The 18,060-nt window shown below is 66.6% G+C and carries 21 protein-coding genes; 10 read left to right on the top strand and 11 right to left on the bottom strand.

Annotated features, from left to right (window positions below):
- Positions 1-12 precede the first annotated feature (12 nt).
- The 8 genes from BLR29_RS23430 to napE form a co-directional block, all read right to left on the bottom strand.
- On the bottom strand, positions 13-777 hold the full coding sequence (locus tag BLR29_RS23430) for a heme ABC transporter permease (protein WP_092140131.1): 765 nt from the start codon (positions 775-777) through the stop codon (positions 13-15).
- Positions 778-780: 3 nt separating this feature from the next.
- Positions 781-1,488: a heme exporter protein CcmB gene (gene ccmB / locus BLR29_RS23435; protein ID WP_092140132.1), complete on the bottom strand. Its 708-nt coding sequence runs from the start codon at positions 1,486-1,488 to the stop codon at positions 781-783.
- The gene (gene ccmA, locus BLR29_RS23440; protein WP_092140133.1) at positions 1,485-2,108 is read right to left on the bottom strand and encodes a cytochrome c biogenesis heme-transporting ATPase CcmA; all 624 of its coding nucleotides are present in this window, start codon (positions 2,106-2,108) and stop codon (positions 1,485-1,487) included. Before ccmA ends, ccmB begins: the two co-directional genes overlap by 4 nt.
- A gap of 39 nt (positions 2,109-2,147) precedes the next feature.
- Positions 2,148-2,741, bottom strand: a complete 594-nt coding sequence (locus BLR29_RS23445) for a NapC/NirT family cytochrome c (protein ID WP_092140134.1) — start codon at positions 2,739-2,741, stop codon at positions 2,148-2,150.
- Positions 2,742-2,752: 11 nt separating this feature from the next.
- Positions 2,753-3,220, bottom strand: a complete 468-nt coding sequence (locus tag BLR29_RS23450) for a nitrate reductase cytochrome c-type subunit (protein WP_092140376.1) — start codon at positions 3,218-3,220, stop codon at positions 2,753-2,755.
- Between the two features lie 72 nt (positions 3,221-3,292).
- A complete protein-coding gene (napA, locus tag BLR29_RS23455) occupies positions 3,293-5,788 on the bottom strand; it encodes a periplasmic nitrate reductase subunit alpha (RefSeq protein WP_092140135.1) in 2,496 nt (831 codons plus the stop codon).
- The gene (locus BLR29_RS23460) at positions 5,760-6,125 is read right to left on the bottom strand and encodes a chaperone NapD (protein WP_092140137.1); all 366 of its coding nucleotides are present in this window, start codon (positions 6,123-6,125) and stop codon (positions 5,760-5,762) included. The genes napA and BLR29_RS23460 overlap by 29 nt, the downstream gene beginning before the upstream one ends.
- A gap of 77 nt (positions 6,126-6,202) precedes the next feature.
- Positions 6,203-6,361: a periplasmic nitrate reductase, NapE protein gene (gene napE, locus BLR29_RS23465; protein ID WP_092140146.1), complete on the bottom strand. Its 159-nt coding sequence runs from the start codon at positions 6,359-6,361 to the stop codon at positions 6,203-6,205.
- Positions 6,362-6,594: 233 nt separating this feature from the next.
- Here napE and BLR29_RS23470 point away from each other — a divergent pair, with 233 nt between their 5' ends.
- The 7 genes from BLR29_RS23470 (at position 6,595) to msuE (ending at position 13,360) form a co-directional block, all read left to right on the top strand.
- Positions 6,595-7,059 carry a MarR family winged helix-turn-helix transcriptional regulator gene (locus BLR29_RS23470; RefSeq protein ID WP_092140148.1) on the top strand — a complete coding sequence of 155 codons (465 nt, stop codon included), beginning with the start codon at positions 6,595-6,597 and terminating at the stop codon, positions 7,057-7,059.
- A 5-nt stretch (positions 7,060-7,064) separates the two neighbouring features.
- Positions 7,065-9,041: an FUSC family protein gene (locus tag BLR29_RS23475; protein WP_092140151.1), complete on the top strand. Its 1,977-nt coding sequence runs from the start codon at positions 7,065-7,067 to the stop codon at positions 9,039-9,041.
- Positions 9,041-9,250 (top strand): DUF1656 domain-containing protein, encoded by a 210-nt coding sequence (locus BLR29_RS23480; protein ID WP_092140152.1) that lies wholly within the window; start codon positions 9,041-9,043, stop codon positions 9,248-9,250. Before BLR29_RS23475 ends, BLR29_RS23480 begins: the two co-directional genes overlap by 1 nt.
- On the top strand, positions 9,247-10,233 hold the full coding sequence (locus BLR29_RS23485; RefSeq protein WP_176861040.1) for an efflux RND transporter periplasmic adaptor subunit: 987 nt from the start codon (positions 9,247-9,249) through the stop codon (positions 10,231-10,233). The genes BLR29_RS23480 and BLR29_RS23485 overlap by 4 nt, the downstream gene beginning before the upstream one ends.
- A complete protein-coding gene (locus BLR29_RS23490; RefSeq protein WP_092140154.1) occupies positions 10,230-11,717 on the top strand; it encodes an efflux transporter outer membrane subunit in 1,488 nt (495 codons plus the stop codon). The genes BLR29_RS23485 and BLR29_RS23490 overlap by 4 nt, the downstream gene beginning before the upstream one ends.
- A 94-nt stretch (positions 11,718-11,811) precedes the next feature.
- The gene (locus BLR29_RS23495; RefSeq protein WP_092140155.1) at positions 11,812-12,624 is read left to right on the top strand and encodes a MetQ/NlpA family ABC transporter substrate-binding protein; all 813 of its coding nucleotides are present in this window, start codon (positions 11,812-11,814) and stop codon (positions 12,622-12,624) included.
- A 172-nt stretch (positions 12,625-12,796) separates the two neighbouring features.
- Positions 12,797-13,360: an FMN reductase gene (msuE, locus tag BLR29_RS23500; RefSeq protein WP_092140156.1), complete on the top strand. Its 564-nt coding sequence runs from the start codon at positions 12,797-12,799 to the stop codon at positions 13,358-13,360.
- 73 nt (positions 13,361-13,433) lie between these two features.
- Here the strand turns inward: msuE and BLR29_RS23505 are convergent, their stop codons facing one another.
- On the bottom strand, positions 13,434-13,682 hold the full coding sequence (locus BLR29_RS23505) for a hypothetical protein (protein WP_092140158.1): 249 nt from the start codon (positions 13,680-13,682) through the stop codon (positions 13,434-13,436).
- A 180-nt stretch (positions 13,683-13,862) separates the two neighbouring features.
- Positions 13,863-14,111 carry a hypothetical protein gene (locus BLR29_RS23510; protein ID WP_092140160.1) on the bottom strand — a complete coding sequence of 83 codons (249 nt, stop codon included), beginning with the start codon at positions 14,109-14,111 and terminating at the stop codon, positions 13,863-13,865.
- A gap of 345 nt (positions 14,112-14,456) precedes the next feature.
- Between BLR29_RS23510 and BLR29_RS23515 the strand changes: the two genes are divergently transcribed.
- The 3 genes from BLR29_RS23515 to BLR29_RS23525 are packed head-to-tail and all read left to right on the top strand — an operon-like array spanning position 14,457 to position 16,187.
- The gene (locus BLR29_RS23515; RefSeq protein WP_092140378.1) at positions 14,457-15,128 is read left to right on the top strand and encodes a CsgG/HfaB family protein; all 672 of its coding nucleotides are present in this window, start codon (positions 14,457-14,459) and stop codon (positions 15,126-15,128) included.
- Between the two features lie 22 nt (positions 15,129-15,150).
- On the top strand, positions 15,151-15,528 hold the full coding sequence (locus BLR29_RS23520; RefSeq protein WP_218132711.1) for a DUF4810 domain-containing protein: 378 nt from the start codon (positions 15,151-15,153) through the stop codon (positions 15,526-15,528).
- Positions 15,525-16,187, top strand: a complete 663-nt coding sequence (locus tag BLR29_RS23525; protein ID WP_092140162.1) for a DUF799 domain-containing protein — start codon at positions 15,525-15,527, stop codon at positions 16,185-16,187. Before BLR29_RS23520 ends, BLR29_RS23525 begins: the two co-directional genes overlap by 4 nt.
- A 171-nt stretch (positions 16,188-16,358) precedes the next feature.
- Here the strand turns inward: BLR29_RS23525 and BLR29_RS23530 are convergent, their stop codons facing one another.
- Positions 16,359-17,834, bottom strand: a complete 1,476-nt coding sequence (locus BLR29_RS23530; protein ID WP_092140380.1) for an amidase — start codon at positions 17,832-17,834, stop codon at positions 16,359-16,361.
- Positions 17,835-18,060 lie beyond the last annotated feature (226 nt).

Genomic DNA, 18,060 nt, shown 5'->3' on the forward strand with positions numbered 1-18,060 from the left:
GTCTCCCGGAATTCAGTCGGTCAGCCGTGGCTCGGCACGCTCGCGCAGGATGCAGCGCACACGGACCAGTGCCACGGCAATCGTGTACATCCAGCACGCCAGCGTCATCAGCAGCATGCCGGCGAGCATGGTGGCGGCCATCGACGGTGCCGCGCTCAGGCTGACCGATGCGCCCTGATGCAGCGTGTTCCACCATTGCACGGAGAAATAGATGATCGGGATATTGACCACGCCGACCAGCGCCAGCACGGCGCAGGCGCGTTCGGCGCGGCGCGCCTCCTCGATGGACGCTTCCAGCGCCAGAAAGCCCAGGTACAGGAACAGCAGGATGAGCTCGGACGTCAGCCGCGCGTCCCAGACCCACCACGTGCCCCAGGTCGGCTTGCCCCACAGGGCGCCGGTCCACAGCGCGATAAACGTGAACAGGGCCCCCGTGGGTGCGAGCGCGGAGGCCATCATCGACGACAGCCGGGTGCGCAGCACCAGCGCCAGGGCGCAGTATCCGGCCATGACCAGATAGATGAACATCGACATCCAGGCGGCCGGCACGTGGATGAAGATGATCCGGTAGACCTCGCCCTGTTGCGCATCGGTGGGCGCCACGCGGAAACCGACGTAGAGCCCTGCCAGCAGGAACAGCAACGCCGCCGCACCGAACCAGGGCGCCAGCCGCCGCGCGAGCGGGTCGAAGCGCGCGGGCGAGGCATACGCCAGCCAGCGCGCGCGAGTCGGGTGAGACGGCCGGGTGAGGGTGGGCAGGTCGGCTGACGGACCCATGGCTTACTCCATCGCGATCCGCAAGCCGGCCGCGGCGGCCAGCGGGCACAGCAGCAACGCCAGCGCCAGACAGGCGCCCAGGAGCGAGAACTGCGGCATGACGTCCAGCCCGGCATCGGCGGCGGCGCCGGCTCCGGCGCCGAACACCAGCACGGGCACGCACAGCGGCAAGACCAGGATGCATAGCAGCACGGCACCGCCGCGCACCCCCAGCGTCAGCGCCGCGCCCACCGCGCCGATCAGGCTCAGCACCGGCGTGCCCAGCAACAAGGAAGCCGCCAGCATCAGTGCCGCGCCGGGTGGCAGGCTGTATTGCTGCGCCAGCACGGGCGTCAGCACCAGCAGCGGCAAGCCGCTGGTCAGCCAGTGCGCAGCGATCTTGGCCAGCACCAGGATCGCCAGCGGTTCGGGAGACAGCAGCATTTGCTCGAGCCCGCCATCGGCATAGTCCTGGGCGAACAGCCGTGACAGCGAAAGCATCGACGCCAGCAGCGCCGCCACCCACAGGATGCCCGGCGCCAGCAGGCGCAGCTGCTGGGGATCCGGTCCGATCGCCAGCGGAAAGAGGCTGGTGGCGATCACGAAGAACACCACCGTGCCCACCAGGTTGCCGCGTCGGCGCCAGGCCAGGGTCAGATCATGGCGCAGTGTGGCGGTGAAGGCGCCGAGCAGGCCGGGAAAGGGGGATGGCGGCGGCCCGAGCGGACTCATGCCGATCCTCCCAGACACAGCGTGGCGGTGGCCCCGTGGGCCAGCAACAGTGGCCGGTGCGTGGCCACCACGGCCATGCCGCCCGAGGCGAGGTGCGCGTCGAGCTGTTGCGTGAAGCGCGCGGCGGCGTCGTCGTCGAGCGATGTCAGCGGTTCGTCGAGCAACCAGAGCGTGCGCGGCACCAGCGAGAGACGCGCCAGCGCGACGCGGCGGCGCTGGCCTTGCGAGAGCGTGCGGACGGCCGCATCGGCCACGCGACCGAGCCCGGCTTCCGCGAGCGCCGCGCGGGCGGCTTCCGCCGTGACGGCACAGCCGGCAAGCCGCGCCGCGTAGACCAGATGTTCCGTGGCGCTGAGATCGGGGTCGATGCCATTGGCGTGGCCCACATAGCCGACCGACTGGCCGAACACGGGATCGCCCGCGCGCACGGGGCGGCCCGCCCAGGTCAGCTCGCCCGTGGCGGGCGGCAACAGTCCGGCCAGCACGCGCAGCAGCGTGGATTTGCCGCTGCCATTGGGCCCGGTCACCGCCAGCGCATGGCCCGCGTCCAGGGTCAGGTCGATGCCGCGAAAGACGGCGTGGCCGGCACGGGCGAACGCGAGTTGGCGGGCGGCAAGCATGGCGGGATCCTCAGCCGGACCGGTGGGCGTGCATCATCGTCATTCGCTGGCGCCTTCCACCTTGGAGACATCGGGCAGATGGTGGGCAATGCCCTTGTGGCAGTCGATGCAGGTCTTTTCCTTGTTGGCCAGGTACGTCGAATGCATCGCCTGCGCACGCGGGCTCTGGCGCGTGAAGTCCATCGACTGGTAGTCATGGCAGTTGCGGCATTCGAGTGAGTCGTTGGCCTTGAACCGCGCCCATTCGTGCTGCGCCAGCACGATCCGGTGCTCCTGGAATTTCTCGCGCGTGTTGACGGTGCCGAAGATCTTGGCCCAGACTTCCTTCGACGCCTGCATCTTGCGCGCCATCTTGTCGGTCCAGTTGTGCGGCACATGGCAGTCCGAACACTTGGCGCGCACGCCACTGCGGTTGGTGAAGTGGATGGTGCCCTGCAGCTCCTGGTAGACGTTGTCGTGCATCTCGTGGCAACCGGTGCAGAACGCTTCGGTATTGGTCAACTCCAGCGCGGTGTTGAAGGCGCCCCAGAACATCACGCCGGCGATGAAGCCGCCCAGCGTCAGGAATCCGAGGCTGAAATAGGCACTGGGCCGGTTGATGGTGCGCCAGTAGCGCTTGAGCAGGTCAATCATCGTGGGGTCCGCTAGGGCTTGACGGCGCTCTTGCCGCCCTTGGCCCCGGATGGGCGTTTGAGCAGCGTCTCCACGTCCGTGAACGTGTTGCCGACCAGTGGCTTGGCATCGGCCTGCGGCACGTGGCACTGGGTGCAGAAGTAGCGGCGTGGCGATACGTCCGCCAGCACGTTGTTATCGCGGTCCATGTAGTGCGTGATGCTGACCGGGATGGCCTGGGTTTCCTCCGTGCGCGTGCGCGCATGACAGAACATGCAGCGGTTGTAGTCCTTGTCGAGCTGATAGCCGTCGATCTTGTGCGGGATCGTCGGAGGCTGCATCGTGTAGTTGCGGGTCCGGCGTATGTCCTTGTTTTCCGTCGGGTACAGCAGCGGCGGCTTGGGTTCGCTGGCGATCGGCGTCGGCCCGCGCATGGCATCCACCACGCCCTGGCTTTGGCCCTGACCCTGGGCGTGGGCCATGCCGGCGACCAGCGTCATGCCGGCCGCGATCGACAGCGCCCACGGCCGCCACCTTGCGCATCGGGTGATCAACAGGTGCATGGCGGCCTCCTATACCTTCACGATCTTGACCGCGCACTTCTTGAAGTCGGTCTGCAGGGAGATCGGGCAGGTGGCGTCCAGCGTCACCTTGTTGATGAGCTGGCTGGCGTCGAACCAGGGCACGAACACCAGCCCGCGTGGCGGCTGGTCGCGGCCGCGCGTTTCCACGCGGGACCGCATGCGGCCGCGCCGCGATACCACCTCCACCTCCACGCCGCGCCGCAGCCCCAAGGCGCGCGCGTCTTCCGGATGCATGAAAACCACGGCGTTGGGGAACGCGCGGTACAGCTCGGGCACGCGTCGGGTCATCGAGCCCGAATGCCAGTGTTCGAGCACCCGCCCGGTGGCCAGCCAGAACGGATATTCCTTGTCCGGCGATTCGGCTGCGGGTTCGTACGGCAGGGCGAAGATCACGGCCTTGCCGTCCGGGTTGCCGTAGAACTGGAAGCCCGTGCCGGCCTTGACGTACGGGTCGCTGCCTTCGCGGTAGCGCCAGCGGGTCTCCTTGCCGTTGACGACCGGCCAGCGCAGCCCGCGCGCCTCGTGGTAGGCGTCGAACGGCGCCAGGTCATGCCCGTGCCCGCGCCCGAAGCTGGCGTATTCCTCGAACAGTCCCTTCTGGATATAGAACCCGAACGCCTTGGCTTCGGCGTTGTGGTGGTCGGCGCTGGCCTCCTTCTCCGGGAACTTGTCGACCTGGCCGTTGCGGAAGAGCACCTCGTAGAGCGTCTTGCCCTTCAGTTCCGGTTTCTTGGCGATCAGGTCGGCTGGCCACACCTCTTCCACCTTGAAGCGCTTGGAGAACTCGACGAGCTGCCAAAGATCGGAGCGCGCCTCGCCCGGGGCATCGACCAGCTGATGCCAGAACTGTGTGCGCCGTTCCGCGTTGCCGTAGGCGCCTTCCTTCTCCACCCACATTGCGGCGGGCAGGATCAGGTCCGCCGCGAGCGCCGTCACGGTGGGGTAGGCGTCGGACACCACGATGAAATTGGCCGGGTTGCGATAGCCGGGCAGGCCTTCCTCCATCAGGTTGGCCGCGGCCTGCATGTTGTTGTTGACCTGCACCCAGTACGCGTTGAGCTTGCCGTCCTTGAGCATCCGGTTCTGTAGCACGGCGTGATAGCCCGGCTTGTCGGGGATCGTGCCCGGCGGCAGCTTCCAGATGCGCTCCGCCTCTTCGCGATGCTTGGGGTTGGTGACCACCATGTCGGCGGGCAGGCGGTGAGAGAACGTGCCCACCTCGCGTGCCGTGCCACAAGCCGACGGCTGCCCGGTCAGCGAGAACGGGCTGTTGCCCGGCGTGGAGATCTTGCCCGTCAGCAGGTGCAGGTTGTAGATCATGTTGTTGGCCCAGCTGCCCCGCGTGTGCTGGTTGAAGCCCATGGTCCAGAACGACACCACCTTGATATTGGGATCGGCGTACAAGGCCGCCAGCGCATCCAGCTTGTCGCGCGGCACGCCGGACAGCTTGCTGACGTAGGCCGCGTCGTACTTGGCGACGAACTTCGCGAACTCGTCGAACGTGATGGGGGTGGCGGCGCCGGGGTCGGCCGCATTCTTGGCCGCCTTCTGCAAGGGATTATCCGGCCGCAGGCCGTAGCCGATATCGGTCACTCCCTGCTTGAACACGGTGTGCTTGTTGACGAAATCCTTGTTCACCTTGTTGTTGGTGATGATGTAGTGCGCGATGTAGTTCAGGATCGCCAGGTCCGTCTGCGGCGTGAAGATGATCGGGATGTCCGCCAGGTCGTAGGAGCGGTGGGTGAACGTGGACAGCACCGCCACCCTCGTCTTGGGGGCCGACAGGCGCCGGTCCGTCACCCGCGTCCACAGGATCGGGTGCATCTCCGCCATGTTCGATCCCCAGAGCACGAAGGCGTCGGCGACCTCGAAGTCGTCATAGCAGCCCATCGGCTCGTCCATGCCGAATGTGCGCATGAACCCGGCCACCGCCGACGCCATGCAGTGCCGCGCGTTGGGGTCGATATTGTTGGAACGGAAGCCGGCCTTCATCAGCTTGGACGCCGCGTAGCCTTCCCAGATCGTCCACTGGCCCGAGCCGAACATGCCGACCGCCGTGGGTCCCTTCTCCTTCAGTACGCGCTTGAACTGGGCTTCCATGACGTCGAACGCCTTGTCCCAGCTCACGGGCTGGAAGTCGCCGTTCTTGTCGTACTGGCCGTTCTTCATGCGCAGCAGCGGCTTGGTCAGCCGGTCCTGCCCGTACATGATCTTTGACAGGAAGTAGCCCTTCACGCAGTTCAGGCCCTTGTTGACCTCGCATTGCGGATCGCCCTGGGTGGCCACCACCTTGTTGTCCTTGACCGCCACCGTCACGCCGCACCCGGTGCCGCAGAAGCGGCACGGCGCCTTGTCCCACTTGAGCTTGGTCAGGTCTTTGTCGGTGACAAAGTTCGCGGCGTCAGCGGGCAGGGTGATACCGGCTACCGACGCGGTGGCCGCCACGGCGGTCTGCTTAATAAAGTCCCGGCGAGTGAGTGTCATGGACGATCTCCTCGTGCATGGCGCACGCGTCCTCGTTGTGCTGATACACAAGCGTGGCGCCCAGAACGCCATCAAGCTGGTGCAGATAGGTGAGATGGGCGGCAATGGCGCGCGAGCTCGGTGCCTCGAGCGTGACAACGAGCTTGCCGGTGTCACTGGCCGCATGGATTTCGGCGCCGGTCATGCCCTCGATGGCGGCGCGTACGTCGTCAAGACTGCCGGGCCGCACATGCACAAGCACGCCGGCGATGTGCCACTCGTCGGTGTTGCCGCTGACGTCGTCCGTGCCCCCTGACGGTAGCGGCAGGATGGGGATCGAATGCTTTGCACCTGGCATGACTGTCCTTCGGCTGCGCGCCGTTTCAATCAGTGCTGCAGGAACTGCATATCTTTCTATAAATAGCGACGCACGCGTCAGTGCGTCGGCGGCCCGCTCACAATCTGGGTCATCCAGACGATGAACCCATATCCGGCCACGATGATCACGGAAAGCACCGGCACCATCACGGCGGTCAGGAACAAAAAGCTGCGGAGCTCTTCCTGTTTGCGCTGCGGGTCGACGGTGGGTTCCATGGCGATGTGTGGTCGGGTCAGAGTGGCGAGATCGCCAACTCATTTAAGGAAGCGGCTTAGGAGGTGTCAAGCCAGCATTTCAAACACATATGTTGAATCGGGCGAGAGGGGGCTGGTGAGGCAACAGCCGCATCACGCGATGGACGTGGCTGCCGGGTGCCGCATACCGCGCTTGAACTAGTTCGTAGAGAAATAGTTTGCATCCTAATAAATTCACGTCTATCATTCGCCCCATGCCAAAGATCGATGCCCTTCGTTTCGCCTTCACCGGCCAGCTCATGCTGGCGGGTCGCCAATGGCGCCAGATCAGCCAGGCAGCGGTGACCGCCCACGGCATCTCTGCCGCGGCCGCCGCGCCGCTGCTGTTTGTTCGCCGGCTGGGTGGCGGGGTTCGCCAGGTCACGCTGGCCGACTATGTCGGCGTGGAAGGTGCCACGCTGGTGCGGCTCGTGGATCAGTTGAGCGCCGCCGGCCTGGTCCGCCGCGAGGTGGACCCGAGCGACCGGCGTGCCAATGTGCTGTCGCTGACGGAAGCCGGCGATCGCATGGCGGAGCAGATCGAAGTCGAACTCAAGCAACTGCGCGCGGAGGTCTTCGCGGAAGTCAGCGAGGCCGACATGGCCGCCACGCTGCGCGTGCTGGACGCCTTGTCACGCGCGGCAGCCGCCGCCTCATCCTCGGGCAAGCAGGAGTCCTGAACGTCATGGGTAGTTGGCCATCCGGAAGAGACTGGATCTTTTCCGTCAAAGCCTTTATCGCCGCCATGCTGGCGTTGTGGATTGCGTTGTACCTGGGCCTGCCGCGTCCTTACTGGGCGATGGGGTCGGTCTATATCGTGGCGCACCCGCTCACGGGCGCCACGCGCTCCAAGGCGCTGTACCGCGTGCTGGGCACGCTGCTGGGTGCCGCCGCCGGCGTGGCGATCGTGCCCTCGCTGGTCAACGCGCCGACGCTGCTGATGGCCGCGGTGGCCATCTGGACCGGTTGCCTGCTCTACGTGGCGCTGCTGCATCGCACGCCGCGCAGCTACGTCTTCATGCTGGCGGCCTACACGCTGCCGCTGGTGGCGCTGCCGGCCGTCGACAATCCCGCCGGCATCTTCGATATCGCCGTCGCACGCGCCGAGGAAATCTGCCTGGGTATCCTGTGCGCGAGCGTGGTCGGTGCGCTGGTGTGGCCGGCCAGTGTTGCCGACGTGCTGCGCGACAAATCCCGGCAATGGATGGGCGACGCGGCGCTCTGGGCCGGCGACATGCTGTCCGCGAGCCCCGGCGCACAGGTCACGCGCCATCACAGCCGCCACCGTCTGGCCGCCGACATCCTGGCACTCGACCAGTTGATCAGCCAGCTCTCCTATGACACCGAAACCGCCGCCAGGGTGCGCGCCGCGCGCGAACTGCGTGGCCGCATGACGATGCTGCTGCCGGTGCTGTCCTCGCTGGCCGCTGCCGTGGAGAGCCTGCAGGCGGCCGGTGGCGTACCGGCGCCGCTGGCCGCGCAGATGCAGGCCGTCAAGGCGTGGATCGAGGCAGGCGCGGTGGGGGCGCCGCCAACGCTGGCCGAGACGCCGCTCGAGGCATCGTGGGACGCCGCGCTGGTCACGGCGGCGGAAGACCGGCTGGCGCAGATGGTGGCGCTCTGGACGGACTGCGTGACGCTGTGCCGCAGTATCGGCGAGCGGCACATGGCGCACACATGGGCGCCGGAATTCCAGCGCTGGGATGTGGGCCGCGCGCGCCACTACGACCACGGCATGCTGCTGTTCTCCACCGTCACGGTGGCCATGGCCATCTTCACGATGGGCATGATCTGGATCTGGATGGGCTGGGCCGATGGCGCTGGCGCCGTGGCGCTGGGCGCCATCTCGTGCTGCTTCTTTGCCGCGATGGACGAGCCGGCACCGATGATCCGGTCGTTCTTCACCTGGAACGTGGTCTGTCTGCTGATTTCGATGGTGTTCGTGTTCGCGGTGCTGCCGGTGGCCCACGACTTCGAGATGCTGGTGATGATGTTCGCGGTGCCGTACCTGATCATTGGCCTGCTGGTGGCGCAGCCGCGCCTGGCGATGATCGGCATGCCGCTTGCCGTGGTGACCGCCAACGACATCGGCATCCAGGGCGCCTACAGCGCCAACTTCCACACCTTCTTCAACACCAATGTGGCCGGTATCGCCGGCATCCTGTTCGCGCTGGTCTGGACGCTCGCGCTGCGGCCTTTCGGCACTCGTGCGGCCACGCGCCGGCTGGTGCGTGCCGGATGGGGCGATATCGCCGCGAATGCCGTCGGCGGCAAGCCGGAGTCCCATGCCAGCCTGCGCGCCCGCATGCTGGACCGCCTGGCGCAACTGGTGCCGCGGCTGGCCGCGAGCGAAAGCGAAGTGTCCGCCGACGGCTTCAGCGAAGTGCGCGTCGGGCTGAGCACGCTGGCGCTGCAACGCGAGATGCCCGACATGCCGGCCGACCAGCAACACGCGGTGAAGCGCGTGCTGCGCAGCGTTTCGGGCTACTACAAGGCCCGGCTCGATGGCGACGCCGATGCGCCGCCGCCGGCGCTGCGCACACGACTGGCCAACGCCCGGCAGAAGGTGGGGTCGCGCATCGCGATGGCCGCGCTGGTCGAAATGCAAGTGGCCCTGTTTCCGCCGGCGGTGTCGCCGGCGCCCGTTTCCGGAAAAGCCTGATGCCCGGTGAATTCAGTATCTATGGCGTGTTCGTGCCCAGCCTGCTGGTGTGGATGCTCGCCGCCTTTGTGATCACGAGCGGCGCGCGCGCCGTGCTGACGCGCGTCGGCTTCTACAAGCTCGTGTGGCACCGTTCCCTGTTTAATCTGGCGCTGTACGCAATCGTCCTGGGTGGGGTGGTTGTGGTCGTGCCGTGGCTGCAATCATGAAACTCAAACTCTCCTCGCTCGGGCCAGTCGTGCTGACGCTGGCCGTCACCGCCGTTGGCGCGGTTGTCGTCAAGCATCTGTGGGACTACTACACCGTGGCGCCGTGGACGCGCGACGGCCACATCCGTGCCGAAGTGGTGCAGGTGGCGCCGGACGTGTCCGGCCTGGTCACGCGTATCGCCGTCAAGGACAACCAGCGCGTGAAGGCTGGCGACGTGTTGTTCGAGATCGATCATGAGCGCTACGCGCTGGCGCTGCAGCAGGCGCAGGCCACCGCCGCCGCCGTGCGCGCCAACCTGGCGCAGGCCCGGCGCGAGGCCGGCCGCAGCCAGAAGCTGGCCGAGGTGGTGTCGAAGGAAGTCATCGAGGAAGGCCTGGCCAAGGTGCAGCAGGGCGAGGCCACGCTGGCGCAGGCCGAGGCCGCCATCGGCGTTGCGAAGCTGAACCTCGAGCGCACCCGCGTGCTGAGTCCCGTGGACGGCTACGTCAACGACCGCCTGCCGCGCCTGGGCGACTACGTGAGCACCGGAAAGCCGGTGCTGTCGATGGTCGACGCGACGTCCTTCCACGTGGAGGGCTACTTCGAGGAAACCAAGCTGCACGGCATCGAGATCGGCAGCCCGGTCGACATCCGCATCATGGGCGAGACGCGCGTGCTGCACGGCCATGTGCAGAGCATCGCCGCCGGCATCGAGGATCGCGACCGCACCAGCGGGTCGACCCTGCTGCCCAACGTGAATCCGACGTTCAACTGGGTGCGGCTGGCGCAGCGCGTGCCGGTGCGGATCCAGTTCGACCAGATGCCGGCCGATGTGCGCCTGGTGGCGGGCCGCACCGCCACGGTGTCCGTGAAGACCGATGGCAAGTCGCCGGACCAGGCGGCCCCGGCTGCGCCTGCCGCGCCGGCTGCCGCAACGCCGTCCTCCCATGACAAGGTCGCGCTCGCCGGCAAGGGCGTGGCCGTAACCGGAGCTGTGCAGTGAAACGCCTTGTCCGGACCACGCTGGCGGCGATGTTGCCGCTGGCGCTGGCCGCCTGCATGACCGTCGGCCCTGACCACAAGGTGCCCGAGGATGCCGCCGTGAAATCGTCCGCCGCCAACGGCCCGTTCCAGGGCACCGACAGTCCCGCGGTGTCCATCGGCGAGGTGCCCAACGACTGGTGGCGCCTGTATGACGATCCCCGCATTGACGAACTGGTGCAGCAGGCGCTGGTAGCCAATACCGATCTGCGCGTGGCCGCCGCCAACCTCAAGCGCGCCATCGCCGTCTACCACGAGGTCGAGGCCGAGAACCTGCCGGAGACGCGGTTCCGCGCCAGTGCGGAGCGCGGCCAGATCGCCGGCGAGCCCTTGCTGAAGGAAGAGAAGATTCCAGTCTTCAACTTCGGGGACGTGGGTTTCGATGTGTCGTACCTGATCGACTTCTTCGGCAAGCTCGCCCGCGCGGACGAGGCGGCGCTGGCCGGCACGCAGGCCAGCCAGGCCGCGCTGGATCAGGCGCGCGTGGGCGTGGTGGCGGAAACCGTGCGCTCCTACATGCAGGGCTGCACGGCCACGCATGAACTGCACGTTGCGCAGCATCAGCTCGATCTGCAGCAGCGCGGCGTCATGCTCGCGCAGAAGCTGGTCGATGCGGGACGCGGCCAGCCGACGGATCTGCTGCGGGCGCAAGCGCAGGCCGATACGCTGCGCGCCACGCTGCCGAAGTATCGCGCCGAGCAGGAAGTGGCCGCGTACCGGCTGGCCGTCATGCTGGGCAAGCCGCCCACCGCGCTGGACATGCGCAGCGTGGCTTGCGAACACGTGCCGGCGCTGCGTCAGGCGCTGCCCGTGGGCGATGGCGCGGCGCTGCTGAAGCGCCGCCCGGACATCCGCCAGGCCGAACGCGAACTGGCGTCCGCCACGGCCAAGATCGGCGTGGCCACGGCGGACCTGTATCCGCAGATCCGCATCGGCGCCTCCGCCGGCTTCACCGGTATCCTCGATCACCTTGGCCAGGCGCCGACCGCGCACTGGGGCTATGGGCCGATGATCTCGTGGACGCTGCCGACCAGCGGCACGCGCGCCCGCATCCACAACATGGAGGCCGGGGCCGAAGGTGCGCTGGCGCAGTTCGACGGCGTGGTGCTGCGCGCCTTGCGCGAGACGCAGAGCGCACTGTCCGCGTACACCCACGAACTGGACCGCAATCAGGCGCTGCGCGATGCCCGCGACAAGGCGGATGAGGCCGCGCGCCAGAATCGCCTGCTGTACCAGGCCGGCCGCTCGCCGTACCTCAACAGCCTGGATGCCGACAGGACGCTGGCCGGCAGCGATGCGGCGCTGGCGGCATCCGACGCGCAGCTGGCGATGAACCAGATCAACCTGTTCGTGGCACTCGGCGGCGGCTGGCAGGACGCCCCCAAGGTGGCCAGCCACCCGGTCGGCGAGAAACACGCCGGGCCGGCGGCCGGCGAGACGCATTGAGGTAAGCTTCTGCCCCGGCCTGCGCTCATCCGGCGTGGCCTGGCCGCCGTCCGATCCGCGGCGGCGGCCCATTGATTCCCAGGAAACAAGACGTATGAAGACGCTTTCGATCTCGAAGACCCTGTCCGCCGCCGTGGTGGCGCTGGGCATCGTGGCCGCCGGCAGCGCGGCCGCCCAGGAACCGACCATCCGCGTGGGTACGGTCAGCGGCCCGGACGCCGAAGTCTGGCAAGTGGTGCAGAAGGTGGCCAAGCGCAATGGCCTGAACGTAAAGGTGGTGGAGTTCAACGACTACGTGCAGCCCAATGCGGCGCTGGATGCCGGTGACCTGGATGCCAACAGCTTCCAGCACCAGCCGTACCTGGATAGCCAGGTCAAGCAGCGCGGCTACAAGATGGTCAGCGTGGGCTACACGTATATCTCGCCGCTCGGCATCTACTCGGCCAAGCTGAAGTCGCCGAAGGACCTGCCGCAGGGCGCCAAGGTGGCCGTGCCCAACGATCCGTCGAACGAGAACCGCGCGCTGCTGCTGCTGGCCGCGCAAGGCGTGATCAAGCTCAAGCCCGGCGTGGGCACCAACGGCGTGAACGCCACCGCGCTGGACGTGGCCGAGAATCCGAAGAAGCTGAAGATCGTCGAACTCGATGCCGCCCAGCTCGCCCGCTCGCTGCCTGATGTGGGCGCCGCCGTGATCAACACCAACTATGCGCTGGCCGCCGGCATGCAGCCGACCAAGGATGCCATCGCGCTGGAAGACATCCACAGCCCGTACGCCAATATCATCGTCGTACGCACCCAGGACAAGGACAAGCCGTGGGTGAAGAAGCTGGTCGCCGCGTATCAGTCGGAAGAGGTGCGCCAGTTCATGAAGGCCCAGTACAAGGGTGCGATGGTGCCGTCGTTCTGAGCGGGGCGCCAGCCTTGCGGGAAAGCGGCGGCCTGACGTCAGTTCAAGGGCCGCCGTTTTTGTCTGGGGCGCAGGCGTTGGCGTGCCTGCCGTCTATCCATAGTCGATTTGCTTCGTTCACGGCTGGCCGGCAGGGCGCTAAGGTGTGGATCGATACAACCGGAGATACACCGTGGCCACACCCTTGAAAGTGGTTGCCGTCAACGGCAGCGCCCATCAACCGTCCCGGACGCTCGTCCTGGTTCAGGCATTGCTGGCGGAGCTCGACCAGCGCCTGGTGCTGGAGGCCCAGATCGTGGATCTGAGCGAGATCGCGCGGCCGCTTGGTCAGGCGCTGTCGCGCGAGGAACTGCCGGCGGAGATCGAAGCGCAACTGGCGGCCATCGAATCCGCCGACCTGCTGATTGCCGCCGCGCCCGTGTATCGGGGGTCGTTCCCCGGCCATTTCAAGCACCTGTTCGATCTGGTGGGGATGACGGCGCTGGTGGACAAGCCCGTGCTGGTGGCCGCCACCGGTGGCAGCGACCGCCATGCACTGGTGCTGGAGCATCAGTTCCGGCCGCTGTTCGGCTTCCTCCAGGCGCTGACGCTGCCCATCGGCGTGTATGCGTCGACGACGGACTTCGACGGCTATCAGGTTGGCAGCAAGGCGCTGCAGGACCGCATCCGCCTGGCGGCGGAGCGGGCCGCGCCGCTGTTCGCGGGGGCCGAACGCCAGCTACGGCGCGTGGCCTGACGCGCGGCGGATCAACGACGAACAAACGAAAAACGGCCCGCCATCTGGCGGGCCGTGTCGTGTGGCGAGTGGCTCAGAGGCCGAGGATCTTCTTGGCCTCGCCGAGCGATTTCACCGAGGCATCGTGATCGCCGGCCTTGTGCTGCGCCTCGCCGTCGGCACGCAGCTTCTGGACCTTGGACATGTCGGACTTGGTCAGCGCAGGCTTGGTGGCAAGCCTGGCGTCGATGGCCTTCATGTCGGCGGGGCAGTAGTGTGCCAGCGCGGCACCGCTCGCAAGGAGCAGCCCGAGCGCCGCCAGGATGTATCGCGAATTCCGCATCGCAGGTTCCTAAGAGTTGAAAGGAGCCTCAGCATGGATGTGGCCACCGCGTCGCGCATTGATGCATCGCAACGACCGCCAGAGCCTCCTGGCGAGATCCCTTCCTGTATGCGCGGAAATTGCAAACGGCCCGCCGGATAGCGGGCCGTGTCACGTCATGGTTCGGGCTGGACGGGCCGTTCAGATGCCCAGGATCTTCTTGGCATCGCCAAGGGATTTCATCGCCGCATCGTGATCGCCCGCCTTGTGCTGGGCTTCGCCCTCGGCGCGCAGTTTCTGGACCTTGGCAAGGTCCGCCTGCGACAGCGCCGGCTTGGTGGCAAGCCTGGCGTCGATGGCCTTCATCTCGTTGGGGCAGTTGTGCGCCAGCACCGCACCGCTCGCGCAGAGCAGCACGAGCGACGCCAGGATGTGTAGCGAAGTCCGCATATCAGGCTCCTGAAGTCGGGGAGGGTCCTTCAGCATAGTTCACCGCGGACACGCCTTCACGCGGCGTCCTGAATCCGGTTGCCTCCCTCTCACGCCGTTTCCGGTTTGACTGGCGACGCCTCGCGCATTGATGCATCGCAAGTGCCCCCCAGAGCCTTTCGGTGTGTTGCATTCCTGCGTCCGCAAACATCGCCGATTTACGAAAACGCGCGCAGCCACCAGATAGCGTTTCCATCACACGGCTTCCTTCGCTAGCCTGCTTCTCCAGAATTCCGTGCCGCTGATGCCGGTGCGCGACCGCCAAGCGCCCCCTGACCATCGAAGAAAGGAAACACGCAAGTGAAGATGCAACGCACGCTGCCCGCGCTCGGGTTGGCGACACTCATGGCCTTGGGGGGCTGTGCGGCGGAATCATCGAGGACCGTCGACGTGCCGCAGGTGGAGGCCGCCAGCCGGCCGTACGTCGGCGCGCGGACGCCGATTGCAGTCGGAAAATTCGATAACCGTTCCAGCTACATGCGCGGCGTGTTCTCGGATGGCATCGACCGACTGGGCGGCCAGGCTAAGACGATTCTGATCACCCACCTGCAGCAGACCCAGCGCTTCAACGTGCTGGATCGCGACAACATGCAAGAGATCGCCCGCGAGGCAAGGCTCGCCGGACAGGCGCAGGCACTCAAGGGCGCGGGTTTTGTCATCACGGGCGACGTGACGGAGTTCGGCCGCAAGGAGACGGGCGATGTCCAGTTGTTCGGCATCCTCGGCCGGGGCAAGGTGCAGGTCGCCTACGCCAAGGTGGCGCTGAACGTGGTGGATATCCGGACCTCGGAAGTTCGCTTCACCGCCCAGGGGGCCGGCGAGTACGCGCTGTCCAGCCGCGAGGTGGTGGGTTTTGGCGGCACATCGAGCTATGACTCGACGCTCAACGGAAAGGTGCTGGATCTGGCGGTCAGGCAAGCCGTGACGCGCCTGGTCGACGGCATCGAGAGCGGCGCGTGGAAGCCCGCCAACCCATGACTTGCCAATCCGAGGACGTGAAATGAAAGCGATGATGTTGCGACGATCGCGCCTTGCGGGGCTTGCGGTCGCCTCCACCCTGATTCTTGCCGGCTGCGCCGCGCCAGCCCCGACGCTCTATCAATGGGAGCAATACCAGCCCCAGGTCTACGAGTATTTCAAGGGCGAATCGAAGGCCGCGCAACTGGCCGTGCTGGAAGCTGACCTCCAGAAGATCCTGGCGTCTGGCAAGACGCCGCCACCAGGATTTCATGCGCACCTTGGCCTGCTCTACGCCGATCAGGGCAAGGACGACGAGATGATGCGGTCCTTCCAGACCGAAAAGACCCTGTTCCCGGAATCCGGAACCTATATCGATTTCCTGATGAAGAACGTCACTCGCAAAGGAGGCAAGCAATGACCGCACGCCGGACCCGCATCTTGCCCCTGCTGGCAGTTGTGTCGCTGATGGCTGGCTGCGCTGCGCCGAAGCGCACTGTCGACTACGCGGCGTTCAAGGAAAGCCGCCCGCGATCGATCCTGGTGTTGCCACCGCTGAACGAATCGCCCGCCGTGCAGGCCACGTACAGCATGATGTCGCTGTCCACCTATCCGCTGGCCGAAGGTGGCTACTACGTCCTGCCGGTCACGCTGGTCGACGAGACGTTCCGCCAGAACGGTCTGCAGACGCCGGGCGACATCCATGCCGTCGCGCCCGGCAAACTGCGCGAGATCTTCGGCGCCGATGCCGCGCTGTACCTCACGGTGTCCGACTACGGGACCAAGTACCTGGTGCTGGATAGCGTGACCGTCGTGAGGGCCAAGGCGAAGCTGGTGGACCTGAAGACCGGTGACACGCTGTGGACGGGGGCGGCATCGGCATCGAGCAACGAGGGCAACAACAGCAGTGGTGGCGGCCTCATCGGCATGCTGGTGACGGCGGCGGTCAAGCAGATCGCCAACAGCATCGCCGATACCGGCCACGGCATTGCCGCCGTGACCACGTCGCGGCTGCTGACCACCGGCACGCCGGGCGGGCTGCTGTACGGCCCGCGTTCACCGAAGTACGAAGCGGACTGAACGACGCCGGTTGCCGGGCGCCGTGGATCGGCGCCAGAGTCGGCTTGGTAGTGCCACCTGGAGGTTGGTTAAAAATGAAGCGAAGCGGTCCTGACTAGGCGCGCGGCCGCAGACAGTACAAGTGGTACGGCAAGGCCGCGCAACGACGCCAGGATCTTTTTTAACCAACCTCTAACCGTCGATGGACGGAGGTAGCCGCTCGGCTACCCAGTCGCGCGCCTGCTCATAGGCCGCGGCCAGGCGCAGTACGCTCAGGTCGTCGCGGGGCCTGCCGATCAGCTGCATCCCCATCGGCAGGCCCTCGGCGCTGAAGCCTACCGGCACGCTGATGACCGGGCACCCCGACAGCGTCCAGGCCACCACGACCTCCATCCAGCGGTGATAGGTGTCCATATGCCGGCCAGCGATTGTCTTTGGCCAGGGCTGGCCGACGTCGAACGGAAACACCTGCGCCGTGGGGACGGCGATGTAATCGAAATCGGCAAATGTGCGTTGCAGCGCGTTGTACCACGCGCTGCGGTCCGTGCTGGCGGCGTAGAGGTCGCTGGCCTTGAGGTCGAGCGCGCCTTCGATTTCCCAGATGGCCTCGGGCTTCAGTTGCGCGCGCGTGGCCTCGGCCTTGTAGAGCGCCATGCGTGCGTTGCCGACCAGGAAGTGCCGATGCACAAGCCACGTCTGCCAGATTTTCTCGGGAGGATAGGGTGGACGGATGGCGTCGACGGTCACGCCGAAATCCGGGAAAAAGCGCAGGGCCTGCTCGCACAGGGTCAGTATGCCGTCCTCCATCGGCAGGTAGCCGCCCCAGTCGCCCAGCCAAGCCACGCGCTTGCCCTTGAGGTCCGCCTCCAGCACGCCTGCGACGGTGTCCGGCGTCAGCGCCGCCAGCACCGGGTCTTCCGGCAGCGCTTGCGGCGTGCGGGCGTCGGGGCCGGCCTGCGTGGACAGCAGCAGTGCCAGGTCCGCGACGGTCCGTGCCATCGGCCCTTCGCATCCGAGTTGCGGCAGGAACAACTCCGGCGTCGGGCCATAGGGCACGCGGCCAGCCGAAGGGCGAAAACCAAACACATTGCAATAGCCGGCGGGATTGCGCAGCGATCCGCCAAAGTCACTGCCATCGGCCACCGGCAGCATCCGCAGGGCCAGGGCCGCCGCGGCGCCGCCACTGCTGCCGCCAGCGGTGCGCGAGGGGGCGTACGGGTTCAGCGTCGCGCCATAGACCGGATTGAAAGTCTGCGAGCCCAGCCCGAACTCCGGCGTGTTGGTCTTGCCGATCAGGATGGCGCCGGCCCTGCGCGCCCGCTCGACGATCAGCGCATCGGTCGCCGGCACGTTGTCCTTGTAGATCGGGGATCCGAACGTCGTGCGAATGCCGCGCGTCATGGCCAGGTCCTTGGGAGCCTGGGGCACCCCATGCAGCCATCCCGATGACTTGCCGGCCGCCAGCGCGTCGTCGGCGGCCGCGGCCTCCTTCATCAGGGCGTCCTCATCGCGCAGGGCCACGATGGCATTGCTGAGCGGGTTGATCCGCTGGATGTGGGCGAGGTAGGCAGCCATGACCTGCCGGCTGGACAAATCGCCAGCGTGGATGGCCTGGGAGAGCTGCCGGGCCGACAGCATGACGATGGGATCCGGATGGTAGGCAGGCATGGGGGAGTCGATGGAGTTGGGGCAAAGCCCAGGCAGCAGGGCGGTTGTGGCGTCAATGATGAATGATTTGGCAGGCGAAAGGAAAGCAGCCGACATGACGCATGATCCTCTCCCGGAGCGAAAACAATGACGTCAGGGAGACTTCGCGCGCAATCTGGAGGCCGGTTGTGGTCAGTTCAGCCCGCTCGAACGCCCCAACATTCCTGCATGCACCCCAAACGAAATC

It is taken from the genome of Cupriavidus sp. YR651 (assembly GCF_900101625.1).
Classification (GTDB): Bacteria; Pseudomonadota; Gammaproteobacteria; order Burkholderiales; family Burkholderiaceae; genus Cupriavidus.

Coding starts and splice junctions, on each gene's coding strand:
- BLR29_RS23430 (WP_092140131.1), bottom strand. CDS start 777: ATGGGTCCGTCAGCCGACCTGCCCACCCTCACCCGGCCGTCTCACCCG.
- ccmB (WP_092140132.1), bottom strand. CDS start 1,488: ATGAGTCCGCTCGGGCCGCCGCCATCCCCCTTTCCCGGCCTGCTCGGC.
- ccmA (WP_092140133.1), bottom strand. CDS start 2,108: ATGCTTGCCGCCCGCCAACTCGCGTTCGCCCGTGCCGGCCACGCCGTC.
- BLR29_RS23445 (WP_092140134.1), bottom strand. CDS start 2,741: ATGATTGACCTGCTCAAGCGCTACTGGCGCACCATCAACCGGCCCAGT.
- BLR29_RS23450 (WP_092140376.1), bottom strand. CDS start 3,220: ATGACGCTGGTCGCCGGCATGGCCCACGCCCAGGGTCAGGGCCAAAGC.
- napA (WP_092140135.1), bottom strand. CDS start 5,788: ATGACACTCACTCGCCGGGACTTTATTAAGCAGACCGCCGTGGCGGCC.
- BLR29_RS23460 (WP_092140137.1), bottom strand. CDS start 6,125: ATGCCAGGTGCAAAGCATTCGATCCCCATCCTGCCGCTACCGTCAGGG.
- napE (WP_092140146.1), bottom strand. CDS start 6,361: ATGGAACCCACCGTCGACCCGCAGCGCAAACAGGAAGAGCTCCGCAGC.
- BLR29_RS23470 (WP_092140148.1), top strand. CDS start 6,595: ATGCCAAAGATCGATGCCCTTCGTTTCGCCTTCACCGGCCAGCTCATG.
- BLR29_RS23475 (WP_092140151.1), top strand. CDS start 7,065: ATGGGTAGTTGGCCATCCGGAAGAGACTGGATCTTTTCCGTCAAAGCC.
- BLR29_RS23480 (WP_092140152.1), top strand. CDS start 9,041: ATGCCCGGTGAATTCAGTATCTATGGCGTGTTCGTGCCCAGCCTGCTG.
- BLR29_RS23485 (WP_176861040.1), top strand. CDS start 9,247: ATGAAACTCAAACTCTCCTCGCTCGGGCCAGTCGTGCTGACGCTGGCC.
- BLR29_RS23495 (WP_092140155.1), top strand. CDS start 11,812: ATGAAGACGCTTTCGATCTCGAAGACCCTGTCCGCCGCCGTGGTGGCG.
- BLR29_RS23505 (WP_092140158.1), bottom strand. CDS start 13,682: ATGCGGAATTCGCGATACATCCTGGCGGCGCTCGGGCTGCTCCTTGCG.
- BLR29_RS23510 (WP_092140160.1), bottom strand. CDS start 14,111: ATGCGGACTTCGCTACACATCCTGGCGTCGCTCGTGCTGCTCTGCGCG.
- BLR29_RS23515 (WP_092140378.1), top strand. CDS start 14,457: ATGCAACGCACGCTGCCCGCGCTCGGGTTGGCGACACTCATGGCCTTG.
- BLR29_RS23520 (WP_218132711.1), top strand. CDS start 15,151: ATGAAAGCGATGATGTTGCGACGATCGCGCCTTGCGGGGCTTGCGGTC.
- BLR29_RS23525 (WP_092140162.1), top strand. CDS start 15,525: ATGACCGCACGCCGGACCCGCATCTTGCCCCTGCTGGCAGTTGTGTCG.
- BLR29_RS23530 (WP_092140380.1), bottom strand. CDS start 17,834: ATGCCTGCCTACCATCCGGATCCCATCGTCATGCTGTCGGCCCGGCAG.